The following is a 20,898-nucleotide window of genomic DNA, read 5'->3' on the forward strand; positions in this document are numbered from 1 at the left end:
TAATTTATGATAAAATATAAGTAATATGGAGGTTGACAAAATGGAGAAAAGATCTGAAACCAAGCGACAAGTAGCATTAAGTAACCGTGCCTTTATCCTTGTCCTGCTGGGAATGGTATTTGTATCAGCGACTGCTATTTTATTCTTCCAAAGCATCATGGGGATGCCAAAGGGAAGCAGTGGGAATGTTGCTAAGGATGCTCCCAAGTCCTCCTCGGTTGCAGGAAAGAATACCGACTCGAAAACGGTGCGCATCATGGCTAATGGCGATCTTTTGTATCATGATGGGCTTTATATGAGTGCCCAAAAGGCTGATGGTAGCTATGATTTCTCGGAAAATTTCACTTATGTCAAGGACTGGCTTCATCAAGGTGACTTGGTCTTGGGGGATTTTGAAGGAACCATTCGCTCGGACTATCCTTTGGGAGGCTATCCGCTTTTCAATGCTCCAGAGGCTGTTGTGCCCGCTATCAAAGATGCTGGCTACCAAGTGGTGGATCTAGCCCATAATCACATCCTGGACTCAGGGCTTGAGGGAGTCTTTACGACTGCCAAAGTCTTTGAAAATCACGGGATTAGCCCAGTCGGTGTCTATACTCACAAGAATAGAGATAAATCGCCTATCCTGATCAAAGAGGTAAAAGGTATCAAGATTGCGATTCTGGCTTATTCCTATGGTTTTAATGGCTTGGAGTCCAATCTCAGTCAGAAGGAGATTGATCATCACCTATCAACCTTTGATGAGGACAAGATGAAGGCGGAGATTGAGCAAGCTGAGAAAGAAGCGGACATTACAGTAGTCATGCCACAGACGGGGATCGAATACCAGCTGGAGCCAAATGAGGAGCAGGTGGCGCTCTATCACAAGATGGTAGACTGGGGAGCGGACATCATTTTTGGTGGACATCCGCACGTAGTGCAGCCTTCAGAAATCCTTGAAAAAGATGGTCAGAAGAAGTTGATTATCTACTCTATGGGGAATTTTATCTCTAATCAGCGGATTGAAACCATGGCTGGTGTGGATACGGCTGAGTGGACCGAGCGTGGAGTCTTGATGGATGTGACTATTGAAAAGACGGATAAGGGGACCATTATCAAAAAAGCTCAGGCACATCCAAGCTGGGTCAGTCGTGTGGAAAAGGGAACTTATTCACCAGAGGGTTATCCGCTTTACACTTATCAAACCCTTATCTTAGAAGACTTCATCGAGGGTAGAAAATATCGCAATCAGCTGGATCAGGCGACCAAAGATCGGATTGATACGGCCTATAAGGAAATGAAAGAGCATGTGCATCTGAATTGGAAATAAGCACAGAAAAGGACACTCCCTTTTGTTTCTTTACTTTTCTTTGATGAAAAACGAACTATTATAGAGCTACGAGCAAAATAGTTTCATTATCAAAGAATTTTATATATAATATAGGATACAAAAGGGGACAGGTATGTACAGCGTAATAGAAATGTATGGCGATTATGAGCCCTGGTGGTTTTTAGACGGTTGGGAGGACGATATCATTGAAAAAAGGTATTTCGATGATTACTACACCGCACTCAAATACTACAAGAACCGCTGGTTAGAGATGTCTCAAGCATCGCCACTTTATAAAAGCCGCAGTGATCTTATGACAATTTTCTGGGATCCGACTGATCAACGTTGGTGTGAGGAGTGCAATGAAGATATTCAGCAATACCACTCCCTGCTTTTGTTAGAAAATGAAAGCAAGATCCCCAAGAGCAAGTATCGTCCAGGCTACCGCAAGCAAAATGCTACTGAAAAACACCGTATTTGCAAAATTAAAGTGCGGGCTAGGTAGGATAAAAGTCAAAGAATGGAGAAAATTTCTTCATTCTTTTTTTATTTTTTCTCATTTTGTGCGAATAGTAAGGTGAGGAGGACTTATGGTTCAAAAAATTGCAAAGGAAATGATTCAATTGGCCAGGCAGGAAGCAGCTCAAGATGTCTATCTGATTCCCAAGAGCACCTGCTATGAGCTTTATATGCGGGTGGGAGATGAGCGGCGCTTCATTCAGACCTATGATTTTGATTTATTATCGTCAGTCATCAGCCATTTTAAGTTTGTCTCAGGCATGAATGTCGGGGAGAAGAGGCGCAGCCAGCTAGGCTCCTGCGATTATGACTGTGGAGATGTGACGGTCTCGCTTCGTCTATCAACTGTCGGCGATTACCGTGGCTATGAGAGCTTGGTGGTTCGGCTCTTACACGATGAGGAGCGTGAGCTGCGTTTCTGGTTTGACAATCTGCCTGATCTTCGTAAAAAAGTCAATTCTCGTGGCCTTTATTTGTTTTCAGGGCCAGTTGGCAGTGGAAAGACGACGCTGATGCACCAGCTGGCTCAGATGAGATTTGGCCAACAACAGGTCATGTCTATCGAAGACCCTGTGGAAATCAAGCAGGAAAACATGCTTCAGCTTCAGCTGAATGAAACCATCGGCATGACCTATGACAGCCTCATCAAGCTGTCTCTGCGCCACCGGCCGGATCTCTTGATTATAGGGGAAATCCGCGACCAAGAAACGGCCCGAGCGGTGGTAAGGGCTAGTTTGACAGGAGCCACGGTCTTTTCAACCATCCATGCTAAGAGCATTCGCGGAGTATATGAGCGGCTGTTAGAGCTGGGTGTCAGTGAGGACGAGCTGCGTATGGTGTTACAGGGCGTCTGTTACCAGCGCTTAATCGGGGGAGGAGGTGTGATCGACTTTGTCAACCAAGACTATCAACAGCATGAAGCCAGTCTCTGGAACCAGCAGATTGACCAGCTTTTTGCAGATGGACATATCACAGCTGATCAAAGGCAGGCGGAAAAAATTATCTACGCCTAAACAAAAGAAGATTATCGAGCTGTTTCGTAATCTCTTTACCAGCGGTTTTCATCTGGCGGAGATTGTTGATTTCCTACGGCGGAGTGCCCTTTTAGAGGAAGCCTATATCGCGGAGATGCGTTCGGGTTTGGCTGCGGGTCAGTCATTTTCCCGGATTATGAAGCGTTTGGGCTTTTCAGATAATGTGGTCACCCAGCTATCTTTGTCAGAGTTGCATGGAAACCTAAATCTTAGTTTGGGTAAAATCGAGGATTATCTGGAAAATCTATCCAAGGTCCGTAAGAAATTGATTGAGGTGGGGACTTATCCCCTGATGCTGCTTGGGTTTTTGGTGCTGATTATGCTGGGCTTGCGTAACTATCTCCTGCCTCAGCTGGACAGTCAAAATATGGCTACTCAATTCATTCATTATCTACCGCAAATCTTTTTGGGAGGCGTTCTGGTGATTTGCTTACTGATTTGCGGTGGTTGGCTCTATTATCGCAAGAGCTCTAAAATGAGGTTTTTCAGTCGTTTGGCCAAGTTTCCTTTTGTTGGAACGCTCGTTCGAGCCTATCTGACGGCCTACTATGCGCGTGAATGGGGCAATATGATTGGGCAAGGATTGGAATTGAGCCAGATCTTTCTCATCATGCAGGACCAGCCTTCTCGGCTTTTTCAGGAGCTGGGGCGAGACTTGGAGACGGCTCTAGGCGCAGGTCAGGGCTATGCCGAGAAGGTCGGCACCTATCCTTTCTTTAAGAAAGAGCTATCCTTAATCATCGAATACGGCGAGGTCAAGTCCAAGTTGGGTGACGAATTGGAACTGTATGCCGAAAAGACTTGGGAAGATTTTTTCCTGAGAATCAATCGTGCCATGAATTTGATTCAGCCTCTCGTCTTCGTCTTTGTCGCCCTCGTGATCGTTTTACTTTATGCAGCCATGTTGCTGCCAATTTATCAGAATATGGAGATTCAATTATGAAAAAATTAAAAACTTTGAAGGTTAAAGCCTTCACTCTGGTGGAAATGTTAGTCGTCCTTCTTATCATCAGCGTCTTGATGCTCTTGTTTGTCCCGAATTTGACTAAGCAGAAGGATGCTGTTTCAGATACGGGCAATGCGGCTGTAGTCAAGGTGGTAGAAAGTCAGGCTGAGCTTTATGAATTGAAGAATGTTAATGAAAAAGCTACTCTAGGGAAATTGGTTGCCGATGGTCGGATTACCGACAAGCAGGTGGCATCCTATAAGGCCTACTATGGAAAAAACAGCAGTGAAACTCGCACAGTTGCGGATTAAGGCTTTTACACTTCTGGAAAGCCTCCTGGCTCTATTTGTGGTCAGTTTCATTTTATTAGGTTTATCTGGCTCTGTTCAGGCTGGTTTCAATCAAGTGCAGGAGCAGCTGTTTTTCATGGAATTTGAGCATTTTTATCAGGAGAGCCAAAAGCTAAGTGTGGCTGGACATGAAAAGATCAAATTGACCATTTCGGAGCGCAACATCTCCAATGGCTACCAGCAGGTGGAGTTTCCCAAGACTTTGCAGGAACATGCTCCTCAGACCATTCAGTTTGATCAGGCTGGCGGGAATTCTTCGCTCAGCAAAATTGTTTTTCAAACGGAGGATAAAAAGGTTGTTTACCAGCTTTATATGGGCAATGGAAAATTTAAAAAGACGACGAATGGAGGCTAGCATTTTGCTGGAGGCTCTGGTGGCAATAGCAGTTTTTGCGGCTATTGCCAGCCTCCTGCTTGGCCAGATTAGTCAGTCGCGGCAGGAGCAGACGCGTTTATTGCAGGAGGAAGAAGTCCTACGGGTTGCTCGGATGGCCATGCAGACGGGACAGGAAAATCTGACAGTCAACGGCATTACAGTCCGCCAGGTTAAAACAGACCAGCAATTAACCGTCTATCACCAAGAGGAGAAGGTGCTCAGTGTTAAAAAACATTAAAATCAAAGCTTTTACACTTTTGGAGACTCTAGTCGCCCTGTTGGTCTTGAGCGGCGGTATGTTGGTCTTTCAGTCGATGACTAAGCTTCTGGCTTTTGAACTGCGACATCAACAGGAAAATAAGCAGCAGGAATGGCTCTTATTTGTCGATCAGTTGGAGACGGAGCTATCGCGCAGCCAATTTGACCGAGTCGAAAACGACAAAATCTATGTCAAACAGGATGGCAAAAATATAGCTTTGGGCAAATCTCGGAGTGATGATTTTCGCAAGACGGATGCTTCAGGACGTGGCTATCAACCCATGATTTATGGACTCGAAGCTGCTCTGGTCAGTCAGGAGGGAGACCTTGTTCGCTTTCGCTTCCGGTTTGAAAATAATTTAGAAAGAGAGTACATCTATCGTGTCCAAGATAAAAGTTAAGGCAGGCATCTTGCTTTATGCCCTCTTTATGGCAGCAGTCTTTAGCTTGCTCTTGCAATTTTATCTGAACCGGCAGGTAGCCAATCAGCGTCTCTTTCAAGCCAATCGGGAGCGGACAGAAGCCTATGCCTTGGCTGTTTTGACCAAGGAGACTGCCACAGAGGAGAGCGGGCAATTAGCCTTCGACCAAGGGAGCACCCATTATCGCAGGCAGGGAAATATGCTGGAAGTCAGTAGCCAACTTGCCAATCAGAAGAGCTATTCTTTCTATTTTGAGAGCAAAAAGGAGCCAGAGAAGAAGGCTAAAGATGGCAAAGACTCCAAAAATGCCAAAGAAAGTAAAGAGTCCTCTCCTTCAACTGACAAGAGAAGCGACTAATATAAATGTAAAAGATTTGTAATCCGATAGCCCTTGGAAAGAGGGCTTCTTTTTGGTATCATAAGACGACGGAGGATGCCATGAAATTTGAAAAAATAGAACGAGCTTTTCACCTGCTTTTAGAAAACGTGCAAAATATCCAAAATGTGCTGGGAACTAATTTCTATGATGCCTTGATTGAGCAGAATGGGATTTATCTGGACGGAGATACAGAATTACAAGAGATTCTGAAAAATAATGAGAAACTCCGTGCCCTGCATTTGACCAAGGAAGAGTGGCGTCGGGCTTATCAGTTTATTTTTATGAAGGCTTCTCAGACAGAGCCGCTCCAAGCCAATCATCAGTTCACACCTGATTCGGTCGGCTTTTTGCTGAGTTTTTTGATCGACCAGTTAGCCCAAGACGAGAGAGTCGATTTGCTCGAGATCGGCAGTGGAACAGGCAATTTGGCGGAGACTCTGCTCAACCACACACAAAAAAACATGGATTATCTGGGCCTAGAAATTGACGACTTGCTGATTGATTTGTCTGCCAGCATTGCCGAAGTTATGAATTCTAAGGCACACTTTGCTCAAGGAGATGCGGTGCGGCCTCAGGTTCTGAAAGAAAGCGACTTGATTGTCAGTGATTTGCCAGTGGGCTATTATCCAGATGATGCCGTGGCGGCTCGTTATGAGGTTGCCCGTCCAGACGAGCATACTTACGCCCATCATCTCTTGATGGAGCAGTCGTTAAAATATTTGAAACCGGGGGGCTATGCTATCTTTCTCGCTCCAAATAATCTGCTGACAAGCCCTCAAAGCCATCTGCTGAAAAAATGGCTACTGTCTAGCGCTCAGCTTTTGGCAATGATTTCCCTGCCAGAGAAGATTTTCGCAAGCCAGCAGAATGCTAAGACGATATTTGTTTTGAGAAAACAAGGAGAATCAGACATCCAGCCGTTTATCTACCCTTTGCAGGACTTGCAAAGTCAGGATGAAATCTTAAAGTTTCGTGAAAGTTTTCAAAACTGGGTTAAAGTTAGTGAAATTCAAACAAATTTTTGATATAATAGTTTGAAAACGCTTAAAGAGGTGACGAGATGTCAAAAACTATTTCTATCAATGCTGGAAGTTCGAGTGTAAAATGGCAACTTTATTCAATGCCAGAAGAAAAGGTGCTGGCTAAAGGTTTAATTGAGCGGATTGGTCTCAAGGACTCAATCTCTACGGTTAAATTTGATGGTCGTTCTGAACGCCAAACCTTAGATATTGCTGACCATACACAAGCTGTGAAAATTTTATTGGACGATTTGAAACGATTTGAAATTATTCAATCTTACGATGAAATCACAGGTGTTGGGCACCGTGTCGTAGCTGGAGGCGAGTATTTCAAAGAATCAGCTCTTGTGACTGACGATGTGTTGGAAAAGATTGAAGAGTTGTCTCTGCTAGCTCCTCTACACAATCCTGCTAATGCAGAGGGCATCCGTGCTTTCAAGCAACTTCTTCCAGACATTACTAGTGTGGCTGTTTTTGATACATCTTTCCACACAACTATGCCAGAAAAAGCTTATCGCTACCCATTACCAACTAAGTACTACACTGAAAATAAGGTTCGTAAATACGGGGCACACGGAACCAGCCATGAGTATGTGGCTCACGAAGCTGCGAAACTTTTGGGTAAACCGATTGAAGAATTGAAATTGATTACCTGCCATATCGGGAATGGCGCTTCTATTACTGCTGTGGATAAAGGTCTTTCGGTTGATACTTCCATGGGCTTCACACCTCTGGGTGGTGTCATGATGGGAACACGGACTGGAGATATTGACCCAGCGATTATTCCATACTTGATGCAGCATACAGATGACTTTAACACGCCAGAAGATATCAGTCGAATTCTGAACCGTGAATCTGGACTGTTGGGCGTTTCAGAGAAATCAAGCGATATGCGTGATATTCACGAAGCTATGCGTGCAGGTGATGAAAAGGCGCTATTGGCTAATGAAATTTTTGTAGATCGCATTCAAAAATACATTGGTCAGTATTTAGCTGTTTTAAATGGAGCAGATGCTATTATCTTTACAGCTGGTATCGGTGAAAACTCTGTGACTATCCGTCGCATGGTTATCGAAGGGATCTCTTGGTTTGGCTGTGATGTTGACCCAGAGAAGAATTTCTTTGGTGCTACAGGAGATATTTCAACAGAAGCTGCTAACGTCAGAGTTCTGGTTATCCCGACAGATGAAGAGTTAGTCATTGCGCGTGATGTAGAACGTTTTAAAAATCAATAATCAAAAAGCTCGGCCTAGCTGAGCTTTTTCTTGTGACTTTGTGATTATTCTTTGGTCAGATAGGATGATTCAAAGCGAGATGGAGCTTGTTCCATTCAGCGCTAATAATTACGCATTGACTGAATATCAATTTGACACAAGGTAGATGACCTATAAAGAACGGATAGGCGCTTGTTTGTATCTGGCTTGCTAAGTTGCTAACTAGAGGAGAAGAAAAAGACGATGTCCGGTAGGGAATCGTCTTTGAAGCTACTTATATTTTTGGGGAAAAATCTGACTCTTCTAGAGGCTGCAGCTGGTTGAGTGTCTGGAGTGCTAGCCTTGAAGACTCGGCAGTCAGGCGAGCTATTGATTTCTAGCCTTGCTTCTGTGCCGTTTGATTTCTGCTTCAAAACTCTCTGACGGTGCTTCCACGTTGATGGTTTCTAGGGTGAATGGATGAGTCAATGTTAAGCGGTGGGCATGGAGCATGAGGCGGCCTTGAGGTTGGGGGTGGTAGAGGGGGTCACCAATGATGGGATGACCGTGATGGGCGAGATGGACGCGGATTTGGTGAGTCCGTCCAGTTTTCAATTGACATTTGACCAGAGTCGTCTTTCCAAAGCCCTTGAGTCGGGTCACATGAGTTTCGGCATAGAGCCCTTTTTTCGGATCAACGAGTCGTTTCCTTCGGTCATGGCGGTCGCGTCCAATTTTATCTTTGTAGACGATAGTTTTGCTGGGAAATTTTCCTTGGGCAAGGGCCCAATATTCACGAGAGATTTCTTTGTTTTCCAAGAGGCGGTTGAGAATGGGGAGGACAAAGGGATTTTTGGCAAACAGGATGGCGCCGCTTGTTTCTTTGTCCAGACGGTGAACGACATAGCAGGTCTGGCCGACATAGCTTGACACATGATTGAGCAGGGCGACTTCTGTCGGCTCATTGCCGTGACTTTTCATGCCGTTTGGCTTGTTGACGATGATGAGATGCTCGTCCTGATAGAGCTCCTCGACCAGATGAGGCTGGCCAGCGGGGAGTTCTTTTTTTGGATAATCCTCTTTGTCAAAGGTCAGTTGAATGCTGTCATCAGGCTTGACCAAAGTTTGCCAATGGATGGACTCACCGTTGACCAAAATGTGTTTCTTGGTTCGGAGAAAGTGACGAATCTTTCGTGGGATGAGCAGCTGCTCTTCTAGCAGTTCTTTGACAGTCATCGGAGGCAGGCTTGCGGGGATGGTAATAGTAAATTTCATGTTTTCATTGTAGCAAAAACTAGTCCATTTGGAAATGCTTCGTTGGAAAGGGGAAAGCTGATCTGCTATTTCCTTAAAGAAAGCTAAAAGGAGTAGCAAGTAGCGGAGTCGTGCCTTGTGTCTGCATGGATAAGGTGATAAAATATGTTTTATGAAGAAATTAAATGATATATTTGAAAAATTAGTCAATCTGTTTAAAACGGATCATCCTCAGAAGAAAGTTGCTGAGGAGCTGGAGGGCGAGACGCCTGAGCCTAGCTATAGCCGGTCTGGTAAGAATCGGAAGAAGCCCCTGTCTCAACATCCTTTCCGTCGCTTTTGGCGCAGGTTTCATCTGACCAAGATATTCTTGATTCTGGGCTTGACCTTTGGTCTGGTGGTCGGTGGCTATCTTTTTTATGTAGCTAAGACGACCAATGTCAAAGACTTGCAGAATGCTCTTAAAGCCACGACCTTGATCTATGATAAGGATGGAAATGAAGCGGGCAGCTTGTCTGGGCAAAAGGGAACTTATGTCGAATTAGACGCGATTAGTCAGGACTTACAGAACGCTGTTATTGCGACAGAAGACCGTTCTTTTTATAAGAATGGCGGGATTAACTACAGTCGCTTCTTTCTAGCCATTTTAACTGCGGGTCGCTCTGGCGGTGGCTCGACTATCACGCAGCAGTTGGCCAAAAATGCCTATCTTTCTCAGGATCAGACCATTGAGCGGAAGGCCAAGGAATTTTTCCTAGCTTTGGAAATTAACAAAAAATACAGCAAACAGGAAATCCTGACCATGTACCTCAATAACTCTTATTTTGGAAATGGCGTTTGGGGCGTGGAAGATGCCAGCAAGAAATATTTTGGTGTATCTGCCAGCCAGCTCAGTTTGGATCAATCAGCGGTTCTAGCTGGTATGCTCAAAGGACCAGAGCTATATAATCCCCTGTATTCGATTGAGAATGCGACCAACCGTCGTGACACCGTTCTTCAAAATATGGTGGCGGCAGGTTATATTGATCAGGCAACGGCGGATCAGACTGCGACGGTTGGCATTGGAGGCCAGCTAGTCGATGCCTATGAGGGCAAGTCAGAAGACTACCGCTACCCATCTTATTTTGATGCAGTTATCAATGAAGCGGTCAATGATTACGGTCTGACGGAAGAAGAAATCGTCAACAACGGCTATCGGATTTACACCGAATTGGATCAAAATTACCAAGCCAGCATGCAGGTCATCTATAGCAATGTTGATCTCTTCCCGCAGGCTGAAGACGGAACGAGGGCCGAGTCAGGAAGCGTAGCGCTGGATCCTAAGACGGGTGGTGTTCGGGCTCTGGTTGGTCGTGTCAACAGTGCTGATGGCTCTGCTTTTCGCACTTTCAACTACGCGACTCAGTCTGCTCGTAGTCCAGGCTCAACCATCAAGCCTTTGGTGGCCTACAGCCCAGCTATAGCAGCCGGCTGGTCAACGAATAAGGAACTAGATAATAGTCGGACAGTTTTTGGTGACTATAAGGTCAATAACTACGGCAATATCCAAAGTTCACCGACGGTTCCAATGTATCAAGCCTTGGCTGAATCCCTCAATATTCCCGCGGTTTCAACAGTGGATGAATTAGGCGTGAACAAGGCCTTTGAATACGGCAAAAAGTTTGGGCTTAATATGGACAAGGTAGAACAGAATCTAGGTGTGGCTCTGGGAAGCGGCGTGACGACCAATCCACTTCAGATGGCTCAAGCCTACTCAGTCTTTGCGAATGATGGAGTTATGAATGACGCCCATCTTATCACCAAGATAGAAAATGCTAGTGGTCAGGTTGTCAAAACCCACCGGCAGACTTCTACCCGCGTTCTCAATCGCTCAACCACAGAAAAGATGACTAGTATGATGCTGGGAACTTTCTCAAACGGGACGGGAGTCTATGCAGCTCCGTATGGCTATACAATGGCTGGAAAGACAGGAACGACAGAAACTGACTTTAACCCTGATTTGTCAGGAGACCAGTGGGTCATCGGCTACACACCAGATGTGGTTATCAGCCAATGGCTGGGCTTCCCTAAGACGGATGAAACTCACTATCTGACTGGTACGAGTGCCAATGAAGCTTCGGCTATTTTCCGCAATGTAGCCAACACCATCTTGCCTTATACGGAAGGAACGTCCTTCTCGGGTGAGAAAAATGCTTATGCTGAAAATGGAATTTCCCCAGTCGATACCTACGGTACTGGTCAAACGAATACGACTAGCGAAAATAAAGACTTCCTGAAAGATGTCCAGGAGCGGGCGCAAAACCTGGTAGATGATGCCAAGAAAGCTATCGATGAGTCTGGGATTACTGAAAAAGCCAAAAATCTATGGGATACCATTACTGGCTGGTTCCATTAATCGTCCAAACGGCTTGTCAAAGAAGTAGAAAACTGCTATAATAAAGGGAATGGAGGCGTCATGGCATTAAAAAAAGCGAGTCTAGCGTGTACAGTTTGTGGGTCGCGAAACTACTCAATCAAACTTAGTAGTACTCCAAAACCTACGCGTCTAGAAGTGAATAAATATTGTAAACACTGCAGTAAATATACGCTGCATAAAGAAACCAGATAGGAGATAGTTGTGAAATTCATTAAAGATGTTTTTGTTTTGCTACGAGATACAACTTGGCCTACCCGTAAAGAAAGATGGACTGATTTCCTTTCCGTAATGGAATACACAGCATTCTTTGCTATTGTGATCTATATTTTTGATAAGGTAGTTGCCAGCGGTCTCTTCCGCATAATCAACATGTTTTCATAAGAAAGACGAGGCTGGGACAAAAGTCCTAGCCTCTCAATTGTCTTTGGATTGTCGAGCAAGACGCAGTGGTTGAGTGGGCTCTACTACGCTGATTTCATCAGCTTTTACAGCCCTACTCAACTGTGCGGAGGTGGGACGACGAAATCGAATTCTAACGAATTACCGATTTCTGTCCCACTCTCATTTGTCTGTAAAATATTTATCAAAATGCTTTGTAATTTTAGATTTTATGGTATAATAAGGCTAGATATCAAGCAGAAGCCCTAGGCTTTTTTATTTAGGAAAGGACAAAACATGGACAGTTTTGATAAAGGCTGGTTTGTACTGCAAACCTACTCAGGCTATGAAAATAAGGTAAAGGAAAATCTCTTGCAACGTGCCCAGACCTATAATATGCTGGAAAATATCCTGCGCGTGGAAATTCCGACTCAGACCGTACAAGTCGAGAAAAACGGCAAGAGCAAGGAAGTCGAAGAGAACCGCTTCCCAGGTTATGTCTTGGTTGAGATGGTCATGACGGACGAAGCTTGGTTTGTCGTGCGGAACACACCAAATGTAACTGGATTTGTGGGTTCACACGGAAACCGTTCGAAACCAACTCCGCTCTTGGAAGAAGAAATCCGCAGCATTCTGATTTCTATGGGACAAACAGTTCAAGAGTTTGACTTGGATGTCAAAGTGGGCGATACAGTTCGCATCATTGACGGTGCCTTTGCTAACTATACTGGCAAAATCACGGAAATTGACAATAATAAGGTCAAGATGATTATCTCTATGTTTGGAAATGACACGGTTGCAGAAGTCAACCTCAGCCAAATTGCTGAATTATAATTTTGGAATGCGCTAAAAGGAGCCGGAAAGCATTTTCCGCTCTTTTTTTGTTAGCAGTGATGAGATTTTAGATAAAAGCTGGTCATTCTGGTATCATTACAATTTATTAAACTTGAGCAGTGACGTAAAAAAGACAAACAAAAAAGAGAGTGGGACAGAAATCGATAATTCGTTAGAATTCGATTTCGTCGTCCCACCTCCGCACAGTTGAGTAGGGCTGTAAAAGCTGATGAAATCAGCGTAGTAGAGCCCACTCAACCACTGCGTCTTGCTCGACAATCCAAAGACAATTGAGAGGCTAGGACTGTTGTCCCAGCCTCTTGGTTAGTATAAAGTCGGATTTAAACCGATAAAAAAGGCGGTAGACGGATTTGAACCGACGATCAAGCTTTTGCAGAGCCGTGCCTTACCACTTGGCTATACCGCCGCAACTCTTACTATTCTACCTTAAAACGGCCTGTTCGTCAAGAGCCTAACCTGACTTAAGTGAGAATTTCTTGAAGGAATCCTAATAGATGAACTGGATTAAGGAGAGAAAATACTGCCCAAAGACTTGTCAAAAGCTAGAAAATTTGATATGATAGTAGATGCCGTTTAAATGGCAGAAATACTCATTTTAGATGAATTGTGGAGCCGTTGCCGATTGGTAGCTCTGCGAGCTGAAATCTAAGAGAGGAAAAAAACAAAAAGGAGAATTTACTCATGGCAGTAATTTCAATGAAACAACTTCTTGAGGCTGGTGTTCACTTTGGTCACCAAACTCGTCGCTGGAACCCTAAGATGGCTAAGTACATCTTCACTGAGCGTAACGGTATCCACGTTATCGACCTTCAACAAACTGTAAAATACGCAGATCAAGCTTACGACTTCATGCGTGATGCAGCTGCAAACGATGCAGTTATCTTGTTTGTTGGTACTAAAAAGCAAGCTGCTGAAGCTGTAAAAGAAGAAGCAGAACGTGCTGGTCAATACTACATCAACCACCGTTGGTTGGGTGGAACTCTTACAAACTGGACAACTATCCAAAAACGTGTTGCTCGTTTGAAAGAAATCAAACGTATGGAAGAAGAAGGAATCTTCGAAGTTCTTCCTAAGAAAGAAGTAGCACTTTTGAACAAACAACGTGCTCGTCTTGAAAAATTCTTGGGTGGTATCGAAGATATGCCTCGTATCCCAGATGTAATGTACATCGTTGACCCTCATAAAGAGCAAATCGCTGTTAAGGAAGCTAAGAAACTTGGTATTCCAGTAGTTGCGATGGTTGACACAAACACTGATCCAGACGATATCGATGTGATTATCCCTGCTAACGACGACGCTATCCGTGCCGTTAAATTGATCACTGCGAAAATGGCTGATGCTGTTATCGAAGGCCGTCAAGGTGAGGACGCTGTAGCGACTGTTGAAGCAGAATTTGCTGCAACTGAAACTCAAGCGGACTCAATCGAAGAAATCGTTGAAGTTGTAGAAGGCGACAACGCATAATTTTCATAAGTCAATTAACCTAAAGGGGCGGGGCTCAGCCCGGCCCCTTTATTTAAAATAAGTAAACATAGGAGAAGAAAAATGGCAGAAATTACAGCTAAGCTTGTAAAAGAATTGCGCGAAAAATCTGGTGCTGGTGTCATGGATGCTAAGAAAGCATTGGTTGAAACAGATGGTGATATCGAAAAAGCGATTGAATTGCTTCGCGAAAAAGGTATGGCAAAAGCAGCTAAGAAGGCTGACCGTGTTGCCGCTGAAGGTTTGACAGGCGTTTACGTGGATGGTAACGTTGCAGCTATCGTTGAAGTCAATGCAGAAACTGACTTTGTTGCGAAAAACGCTCAATTCGTTGAATTGGTAAATGCTACTGCAAAAGTTATCGCAGAAGGCAAGCCAGCTAATAACGAAGAAGCATTTGCATTGACAATGCCTTCAGGTGAAACTCTTGAAGCTGCATACGTATCTGCAACTGCGACTATCGGAGAAAAAATCTCATTCCGTCGTTTTGCTTTGGTTGAAAAGACTGATGCTCAACACTTTGGTGCTTACCAACACAACGGTGGCCGTATCGGTGTTGTTTCAGTGATTGACGGTGGCGATGACGCTCTTGCGAAACAAATTTCTATGCACATTGCTGCGATGAAACCAACTGTTCTTTCATACAAAGAATTGGATGAGCAATTTGTTAAAGATGAATTGGCACAATTGAACCACGCTATCGATCAAGACAATGAAAGCCGCGCTATGGTTGACAAGCCAGCACTTCCACACTTGAAGTATGGTTCTAAAGCTCAGTTGACTGACGAAGTGATTGCACAAGCTGAAGCTGACATCAAAGCTGAGTTGGCTGCAGAAGGTAAACCAGAAAAAATCTGGGACAAAATCATCCCAGGTAAAATGGATCGCTTCTTGCTTGACAACACTAAAGTTGACCAAGCTTACACACTTCTTGCACAAGTGTACATCATGGATGATAGCAAGACAGTTGAAGCTTACCTTGAATCAGTGAATGCTTCAGTAGTTGAGTTTGTTCGCTTTGAAGTTGGTGAAGGAATTGAAAAAGCAGCTAACGACTTCGAATCAGAAGTTGCAGCAACAATGGCAGCTGCTCTTGGCCAAAACTAATCTAAGTTTAAAACAAAAAAGATTGAAGAGAAATTATTTCTTTTCAATCTTTTTTGTTATGCTAGGTTGAATAGTTCTTCTTTTAAACTGAGAAGAACTGGCCTACGAGATAGGTGACAGCCATGGTCAAAAGTCTAATTGAGGAGAATTTATATCAAAAAAGGAGCTGTTTTAAACGACTCCTTTCTTTGTAATCACGATAATGTTGTAGCCAACTGATTATTTCACCACAATATTAACCAGTTTATTTGGCACACTAATGACTTTCACGATTTCTTTACCAGCGATTTCAGACTTGATTTTCTCATCTGCCAGAGCGATTTCTTGCAATTCCTCACGGCTCAAGTCCTTTGCTACGACTAGTTTAGCACGAACTTTACCCTTGATTTGCACTACGATTTCGACCTCTGCTTCGACCAGTTTACTTTCATCATAAGTTGGCCAAGCTACGTAGGAGATGCTCTCGCCAGTTTGAGCAACTTCTTGCCAGAGTTCTTCAGCCAAGTGCGGTGCAAAAGGCGCCAGCAATTGGATAAAGCCTTTGGCATATTCGACATAGAGCTTTTCTTCTTTGTTGGCTGCATTGACAAAGATCATGAGCTGGGCAATGGCTGTGTTAAACTTGAGCTCCTCAATCTGCTCTGTGACAGACTTGACTGTTTCGTGGTAGACCTTGTCGAGTGCTCCGCTATTTTCCGCAACGATTTCTTTACTTGTGATCAAACGATAGACACGATCTAGGAACTTGCGGCTGCCTTCCAGACCTTCCTCGCTCCAAGCGATGGATGCATCCAGTGGCCCCATGAACATTTCATAGACACGAAGAGTGTCGGCACCGTATTGCTCCACTACATCATCTGGATTTACTACATTCTTCAGAGACTTAGACATCTTAGCAGGCGCCTGCTCTAGTTCTTTTCCAGTTTCGATGTTGAAGAAAGAACCATCGCGTTTTTCCACCTTGTCTGTCGCTACCAGAGCACCGCGGTGGTCACGGTAGCTTGTTCCCAAGATCATTCCTTGGTTAAAGAGTTTTTGGAAAGGCTCTTTTGTTGGAACGACACCGAGGTCATAAAGGAATTTATGCCAGAAGCGAGCGTAGAGGAGGTGGAGTACGGCATGTTCTGCACCACCGATGTAAATATCAACAGGAAGCCAAGCCTTGAGCAGGTCTTCGTCTGCTAATTTCTCATTATTGTGCGGGTCAATGTAACGCAAGTAATACCAGCTAGAACCTGCCCATTGCGGCATGGTGTTGGTTTCACGGCGTCCTTTGACACCGTCTTCGCGAGTCACTTCTAGCCAGTCAGTCAGATTAGCCAGAGGGCTTTCGCCAGTACCAGAAGGACGGATATCCTTGGTTACAGGCAGGACAAGTGGCAATTCATTTTCAGGGACAGCTGTTGAAGTCCCATCTTCCCAATGAATGATTGGAATCGGCTCACCCCAGTAGCGCTGACGGCTAAAGAGCCAGTCGCGCAGTCGATAGGTGACTTTTTCATTTCCGACACCTTCCGCTTCCAGCCAAGCAACCATTTTCTCAATTGCGGCAGCCTTATCCAAGCCATCTAGGAAGCCAGAGTTAATATGCGGACCATCTTCTGTGTAAGCAGCTTCAGCAACATTACCACCCTCTAGAACTGGAATAATCTCTAAATCAAACTGCTTAGCAAAGTCCCAGTCGCGCTCATCATGGGCAGGAACGGCCATGATAGCCCCTGTTCCGTAGCTTGCAAGCACATAGTCGGCAATCCAGATTGGGATTTCCTTGCCATTGACTGGATTAATGGCATAAGCTCCTGTCCAGACACCGGTTTTCTCCTTAGCCAAATCAGTCCGAGCTAGGTCGGATTTAAGGCTGGCTGCATGTTTGTAGTCTGCAACTGCTTGGGCTTGTTCGGCACTTGTAATGGCATCAACGAGAGCGTGCTCTGGAGCCAAAACAGCATAGGTCGCACCAAAAAGGGTGTCCGGACGAGTCGTAAAGACGGTGAAGTCCTTGTCTGTGTCCTTAATCTTGAAGGTTACATTGGCACCGGTTGACTTACCAATCCAGTTGCGCTGCATATCCTTGATAGACTCTGGCCAGTCCAGTTCCTCCAAGTCATTGAGCAAACGTTCTGCATAAGCTGTGATTTTCAGCATCCACTGACGCATAGGTTTGCGGACAACTGGATAGCCACCGCGCTCAGATGTGCCGTCTGGCAGAACTTCCTCATTGGCGATAGCCGTTCCCAGCTCTTCAACCCAGTTTACTGGCACTTCAGCTTCATAAGCCAGGCCTTTTTCGTAAAGCTTTGTGAAAATCCACTGGGTCCACTTATAGTAGTTAGGGTCAGTTGTATTGATTTCTCGGTCCCAGTCATAGGAGAAGCCGAGAGAATTGATTTGACGCTTAAAGTTGGCGATGTTTTCTGTTGTAAAGTCAGCTGGGTCATTCCCCGTATCCATAGCGTACTGCTCAGCTGGCAGTCCAAAAGCGTCCCAACCCATTGGGTGAAGGACATTGTAGCCTTGCGCCCGCTTGTAGCGGCTGAGGATATCCGTCGCCGTGTAGCCTTCTGGGTGTCCCACGTGCAAACCAGCTCCTGATGGATAAGGAAACATATCCAGCGCATAAAAGTTAGGCTTTTCCTTGTCCGTACCTGTCTTGAATGTGTGGTGCTCAGCCCAGTATTTTTGCCACTTGGGCTCGATTTCTTTGTGATTGTAAGTTGCCATAATCATTTACTCTCCAACGATCTTTTCTGTGTTCTAGACACGTTTCTATCTATTATACCATTTTCAAGGGATTTTGAAAGCAACCGACGAAGGAGAATGAAGAAAATCTTTGCGGCTCGACCTTGACTTATTTTTAAAAACAGATAGAATGAAAGCAAGTTTAAAAAAGTGAGGTTGAGGATGATAAGGAAGACTTTATTTCAGATTATTGAGCCCCATCAAAAGGAAAGTGCGATTGAAAAAGCCCATGATGTCTTTATGTTCCTGACTATTATTGTCAGCCTTGTCCCCTTGACCACCAAGAGTCACACCAGAATCTTCATGTGGTTGGATTTTGTGTCAACGGTTATTTTTATTGTTGACTACATCCTTCGGCTTCTAACGGCTGATTATAAATTGGGAAAAGGGAGGCTTTCTTTTTCCTCTATCATTCTACCTTTCTGGGCTTGGCTGATTTGCTCTGCATTTTGCCTTCCCTCTTTTTGTTGAATAATAGTTTGCGGCTCTTTAAGTTTATTCGCTATTCTAAAAATATCCAAATACTGACCAATGTCCTAAAAAAACAGAAGGACAGTTTGATGATCGTGGGCCTTTTGGCTCTCGGCTATATCTTTATCTCTGCCCTTATCATTTTTAATGTCGAACCCAGCACGTTTCCTAATTTTTTTGATGCCCTCTACTGGGCAACTATCTCCCTGACGACGGTTGGCTATGGTGATATTTATGCAGTTTCAACGACTGGAAAAATTATTACCATGATTTCTTCCTTTTTAGGAATCGCCATTGTGGCTCTGCCTGCTGGTATCATCACGGCCGGCTATATGAAAGAAATAAAAGAACTATAAAAACCTGTTCGGGAAGGCTCTGATGCCCTTCCTGAACAGGTTTTTTGATTGATTAAATGTTATTGAAGTCCTTTACCAAATCACCACGCGCTCTTCTGGACTGCGCCACATACCGTCTCCTTCTTGGACATCAAAGGTCGTAAAGAAGTCGTCAAAGTTTGGTAGCTGGACATTGGTCCGAAGTTTAGCGGGCGCATGGACATCGACGCTGGCTAGAAGCTTCATGTACTCTTCGCGTCCCTTCATCCGCCAGATGCGGGCAAAGTTGGTGAAGAATTCCTCCGCAGAGAAATCGTCTTCTTTCTTGGCTGCTTCAAGAGCCGCTGCAATACCGCCCAAGTCCGCTACATTTTCTGAAACAGTCAGCTTGCCATTGACCTTGGCACCGTAAGAATCTAGACTTTCAAACTGGTCGATGACTTTCTGAGTCCGCTCAGTAAAGGCTTGGTAGTCATGCTCCGTCCACCAGTTGTTGAGGCTGCCGTTTTCATCAAAGGAAGCGCCGTTGGTATCAAAGGCATGGGAAATCTCATGGGCGATAACCGCTCCGATACCGCCATAATTGGCTGAAGAAGACTGGTGCAGGTCATAGAATGGCGCCTGCAGGATAGCCGCTGGAAAGACAATCAGGTTTTTCTGAGGATTGTAGTAGGCATTGACCATATGGGCAGGCATTCCCCATTCTTTGTAATCCACTGGCTGGTTCCACTTGCTCCAACCATACTTAATTTCCACTTGTCGCAGTTTTTGAGCATTTTCGAAGAGGCTGAGATTTTCATCCACAAGCTTGTCTGCGTAGCGCTCAGGTAGCTCCTCTGGGTAGCCGATATAAGGCTTGATGACATTGAGTTTGACAATGGCCTTGTCCCGAGTTTCTGGTGTCAGCCAGTCATTGCTTGCGAGGCGTTCCTTGTAGACTTGGATCATGTTGGCTACTTTTTGCTCCACATCGGCCTTGGCTTCAGGGGAGAATTTTTGACCAGCATACCAGAGCCCGATGGCTTGATTGAAAGGCGCTTGAGCTAGGTAAAAGGCGGCTTTTTTCTTGTCTTGCGCCTGAGGTGTTCCAGACAGGGCGCGACGATATGCGCCTGCTAGGACACGGATTTCATCAGTCAAGTAGGCTTCAGCTGACGCGATAGCATTAAAGATAAGCACGGCCTTGAGCAGGGGCCAAGTCTCTTCGCAGTAGAATTGGTCGGCAGCTTGCCAGAAACGCTCCTCAGGTACGATAATCTGGTCAGGAATTTGCCCGATGAGTTGGGTGAAGATCGCATCTAAAGGTAGATTCGGTGCTAAGGCTTTGAAATCTTCCCACTTGTAAGGGTGGTAAAGCTTGGCATATTCTGAACTTTCCTCCCGTGACAGAACGACTTTGGCAATTCGAGCATCCAGTTCTAAAACCTTATCCAGCAAATCTTGGATTTCTTCTGCTGAAAATTCGAATTTTTGCAGCAAAGCTTCGGAAGCTTCGCGCCATTTTTTCAAGAGTTTATCCTTTTGAGGATGCCCATCAGCATAGTAGGTTGTGTCTGGGAGAATAGTACCTGGTGCATCCGCCCAGAGGACATTGATACGGGCATCCATAAAGTCAGGGGCTACGCCAAAGGGAAAGAAATTGGGCTTGCCAGCCAGCTCAAACTCGGCAATCTTTGTGGTAAATTCTGTAAAGGAGTTGAGTGCTTGGTATTCCGCAATCAAAGGCAAAACAGGCTTGATACCGAGTTTTTCCCGCTTGTCATAGTCAGCTGCTAAACGGTGGTACTTGATAAAGTTTTGCAAAATAGCATCGTCAGGAACTTCCTTACCCTGCAACCATTGATCAGTAGTGGAGAGCATCAGCTTTTCAATCTCATCTGACAGATCTGTGAAGCCGCCGGTTACAGGCTTGTCATCTGGGATAACGGCCGTTTTGGCCCATTCACCATTAATAGCATCATAAAAATCATCTTGTAAACGTGTCATGTTTTTCTCGCTTTCCTGCTTTTGATATAACCTTATCAAAATTAGCTCCTTTTTTCAAATATTTCTTATA

At 44.8% G+C, this 20,898-nt stretch carries 20 protein-coding genes, 1 tRNA gene and 1 pseudogene; 18 read left to right on the forward strand and 4 right to left on the reverse strand.

The annotated features are described in order from the left end of the window. Window positions 1-40: 40 nt before the first annotated feature. The 11 genes from SCRDD08_RS01175 to SCRDD08_RS01225 all read left to right on the forward strand — a co-directional run bounded on the left by SCRDD08_RS01175 (window position 41) and on the right by SCRDD08_RS01225 (window position 7,847). A complete protein-coding gene (locus SCRDD08_RS01175; RefSeq protein WP_061422069.1) occupies window positions 41-1,309 on the forward strand; it encodes a CapA family protein in 1,269 nt (422 codons plus the stop codon). Window positions 1,310-1,442: 133 nt separating this feature from the next. Then, on the forward strand, window positions 1,443-1,814 hold the full coding sequence (locus SCRDD08_RS01180; protein ID WP_061422070.1) for a DUF1033 family protein: 372 nt from the start codon (window positions 1,443-1,445) through the stop codon (window positions 1,812-1,814). 85 nt (window positions 1,815-1,899) lie between these two features. Beyond that, entirely contained in the window at window positions 1,900-2,841 is a 942-nt protein-coding gene (comGA, locus tag SCRDD08_RS01185; RefSeq protein ID WP_061422071.1) for a competence type IV pilus ATPase ComGA, read from the forward strand. After that, window positions 2,789-3,805: a competence type IV pilus assembly protein ComGB gene (gene comGB, locus SCRDD08_RS01190; protein WP_061422072.1), complete on the forward strand. Its 1,017-nt coding sequence runs from the start codon at window positions 2,789-2,791 to the stop codon at window positions 3,803-3,805. Before comGA ends, comGB begins: the two co-directional genes overlap by 53 nt. Continuing rightward, complete coding sequence (comGC, locus tag SCRDD08_RS01195; protein WP_061422073.1) at window positions 3,802-4,119, forward strand: competence type IV pilus major pilin ComGC; 318 nt, start codon at window positions 3,802-3,804, stop codon at window positions 4,117-4,119. The genes comGB and comGC overlap by 4 nt, the downstream gene beginning before the upstream one ends. Beyond that, entirely contained in the window at window positions 4,079-4,513 is a 435-nt protein-coding gene (comGD, locus tag SCRDD08_RS01200) for a competence type IV pilus minor pilin ComGD (protein WP_061422074.1), read from the forward strand. Before comGC ends, comGD begins: the two co-directional genes overlap by 41 nt. Then, the gene (gene comGE / locus SCRDD08_RS01205; RefSeq protein WP_196756157.1) at window positions 4,479-4,772 is read left to right on the forward strand and encodes a competence type IV pilus minor pilin ComGE; all 294 of its coding nucleotides are present in this window, start codon (window positions 4,479-4,481) and stop codon (window positions 4,770-4,772) included. The genes comGD and comGE overlap by 35 nt, the downstream gene beginning before the upstream one ends. Next, window positions 4,756-5,193, forward strand: coding sequence for a competence type IV pilus minor pilin ComGF (gene comGF / locus SCRDD08_RS01210; protein ID WP_061422076.1), 438 nt, complete (start codon window positions 4,756-4,758; stop codon window positions 5,191-5,193). Before comGE ends, comGF begins: the two co-directional genes overlap by 17 nt. Next, window positions 5,174-5,572: a competence type IV pilus minor pilin ComGG gene (gene comGG, locus SCRDD08_RS01215; protein ID WP_061422077.1), complete on the forward strand. Its 399-nt coding sequence runs from the start codon at window positions 5,174-5,176 to the stop codon at window positions 5,570-5,572. Before comGF ends, comGG begins: the two co-directional genes overlap by 20 nt. Window positions 5,573-5,652: 80 nt before the next feature. Continuing rightward, window positions 5,653-6,618, forward strand: a complete 966-nt coding sequence (locus SCRDD08_RS01220) for a class I SAM-dependent methyltransferase (RefSeq protein WP_061422078.1) — start codon at window positions 5,653-5,655, stop codon at window positions 6,616-6,618. Between the two features lie 35 nt (window positions 6,619-6,653). Continuing rightward, window positions 6,654-7,847, forward strand: a complete 1,194-nt coding sequence (locus tag SCRDD08_RS01225) for an acetate kinase (protein ID WP_061422079.1) — start codon at window positions 6,654-6,656, stop codon at window positions 7,845-7,847. Between the two features lie 345 nt (window positions 7,848-8,192). Here the strand turns inward: SCRDD08_RS01225 and SCRDD08_RS01230 are convergent, their stop codons facing one another. Next, window positions 8,193-9,080 carry an RluA family pseudouridine synthase gene (locus tag SCRDD08_RS01230; protein WP_061422080.1) on the reverse strand — a complete coding sequence of 296 codons (888 nt, stop codon included), beginning with the start codon at window positions 9,078-9,080 and terminating at the stop codon, window positions 8,193-8,195. 151 nt (window positions 9,081-9,231) lie between these two features. On the opposite strand from SCRDD08_RS01230, the gene pbp2a reads away from it, so the two are divergent. From pbp2a to nusG, 4 genes are all read left to right on the forward strand, one after another. Then, a complete protein-coding gene (gene pbp2a / locus SCRDD08_RS01235; RefSeq protein ID WP_061422081.1) occupies window positions 9,232-11,454 on the forward strand; it encodes a penicillin-binding protein PBP2A in 2,223 nt (740 codons plus the stop codon). A gap of 60 nt (window positions 11,455-11,514) precedes the next feature. Then, entirely contained in the window at window positions 11,515-11,667 is a 153-nt protein-coding gene (gene rpmG / locus SCRDD08_RS10905) for a 50S ribosomal protein L33 (protein ID WP_015605910.1), read from the forward strand. A 9-nt stretch (window positions 11,668-11,676) separates the two neighbouring features. Continuing rightward, window positions 11,677-11,856: a preprotein translocase subunit SecE gene (gene secE, locus SCRDD08_RS01240; RefSeq protein ID WP_061422082.1), complete on the forward strand. Its 180-nt coding sequence runs from the start codon at window positions 11,677-11,679 to the stop codon at window positions 11,854-11,856. A 294-nt stretch (window positions 11,857-12,150) separates the two neighbouring features. Beyond that, on the forward strand, window positions 12,151-12,687 hold the full coding sequence (nusG, locus tag SCRDD08_RS01245) for a transcription termination/antitermination protein NusG (protein WP_005591544.1): 537 nt from the start codon (window positions 12,151-12,153) through the stop codon (window positions 12,685-12,687). Between the two features lie 356 nt (window positions 12,688-13,043). Here the strand turns inward: nusG and SCRDD08_RS01250 are convergent. Then, a tRNA-Cys gene (locus SCRDD08_RS01250) sits at window positions 13,044-13,114 on the reverse strand. Between the two features lie 275 nt (window positions 13,115-13,389). Between SCRDD08_RS01250 and rpsB the strand changes: the two genes are divergently transcribed. Beyond that, a complete protein-coding gene (gene rpsB / locus SCRDD08_RS01255) occupies window positions 13,390-14,172 on the forward strand; it encodes a 30S ribosomal protein S2 (RefSeq protein WP_015605907.1) in 783 nt (260 codons plus the stop codon). An 81-nt stretch (window positions 14,173-14,253) separates the two neighbouring features. Beyond that, window positions 14,254-15,297 (forward strand): translation elongation factor Ts, encoded by a 1,044-nt coding sequence (gene tsf / locus SCRDD08_RS01260; protein ID WP_005591546.1) that lies wholly within the window; start codon window positions 14,254-14,256, stop codon window positions 15,295-15,297. A gap of 219 nt (window positions 15,298-15,516) precedes the next feature. On the opposite strand, the gene leuS is transcribed toward tsf, so the two are convergent. Further along, on the reverse strand, window positions 15,517-18,018 hold the full coding sequence (gene leuS, locus SCRDD08_RS01265; RefSeq protein ID WP_061423238.1) for a leucine--tRNA ligase: 2,502 nt from the start codon (window positions 18,016-18,018) through the stop codon (window positions 15,517-15,519). Window positions 18,019-18,201: 183 nt separating this feature from the next. Between leuS and SCRDD08_RS01270 the strand changes: the two are divergent. Further along, a pseudogene (locus SCRDD08_RS01270) lies at window positions 18,202-18,863 on the forward strand (potassium channel family protein). A gap of 72 nt (window positions 18,864-18,935) precedes the next feature. On the opposite strand, the gene SCRDD08_RS01275 reads toward SCRDD08_RS01270, so the two are convergent. After that, window positions 18,936-20,828: a M13 family metallopeptidase gene (locus tag SCRDD08_RS01275; protein ID WP_061422083.1), complete on the reverse strand. Its 1,893-nt coding sequence runs from the start codon at window positions 20,826-20,828 to the stop codon at window positions 18,936-18,938. Window positions 20,829-20,898: the final 70 nt, after the last annotated feature.

The sequence above is a fragment of the Streptococcus cristatus genome, assembly GCF_001578775.1.
GTDB lineage: Bacteria > Bacillota > Bacilli > Lactobacillales > Streptococcaceae > Streptococcus > Streptococcus cristatus_A.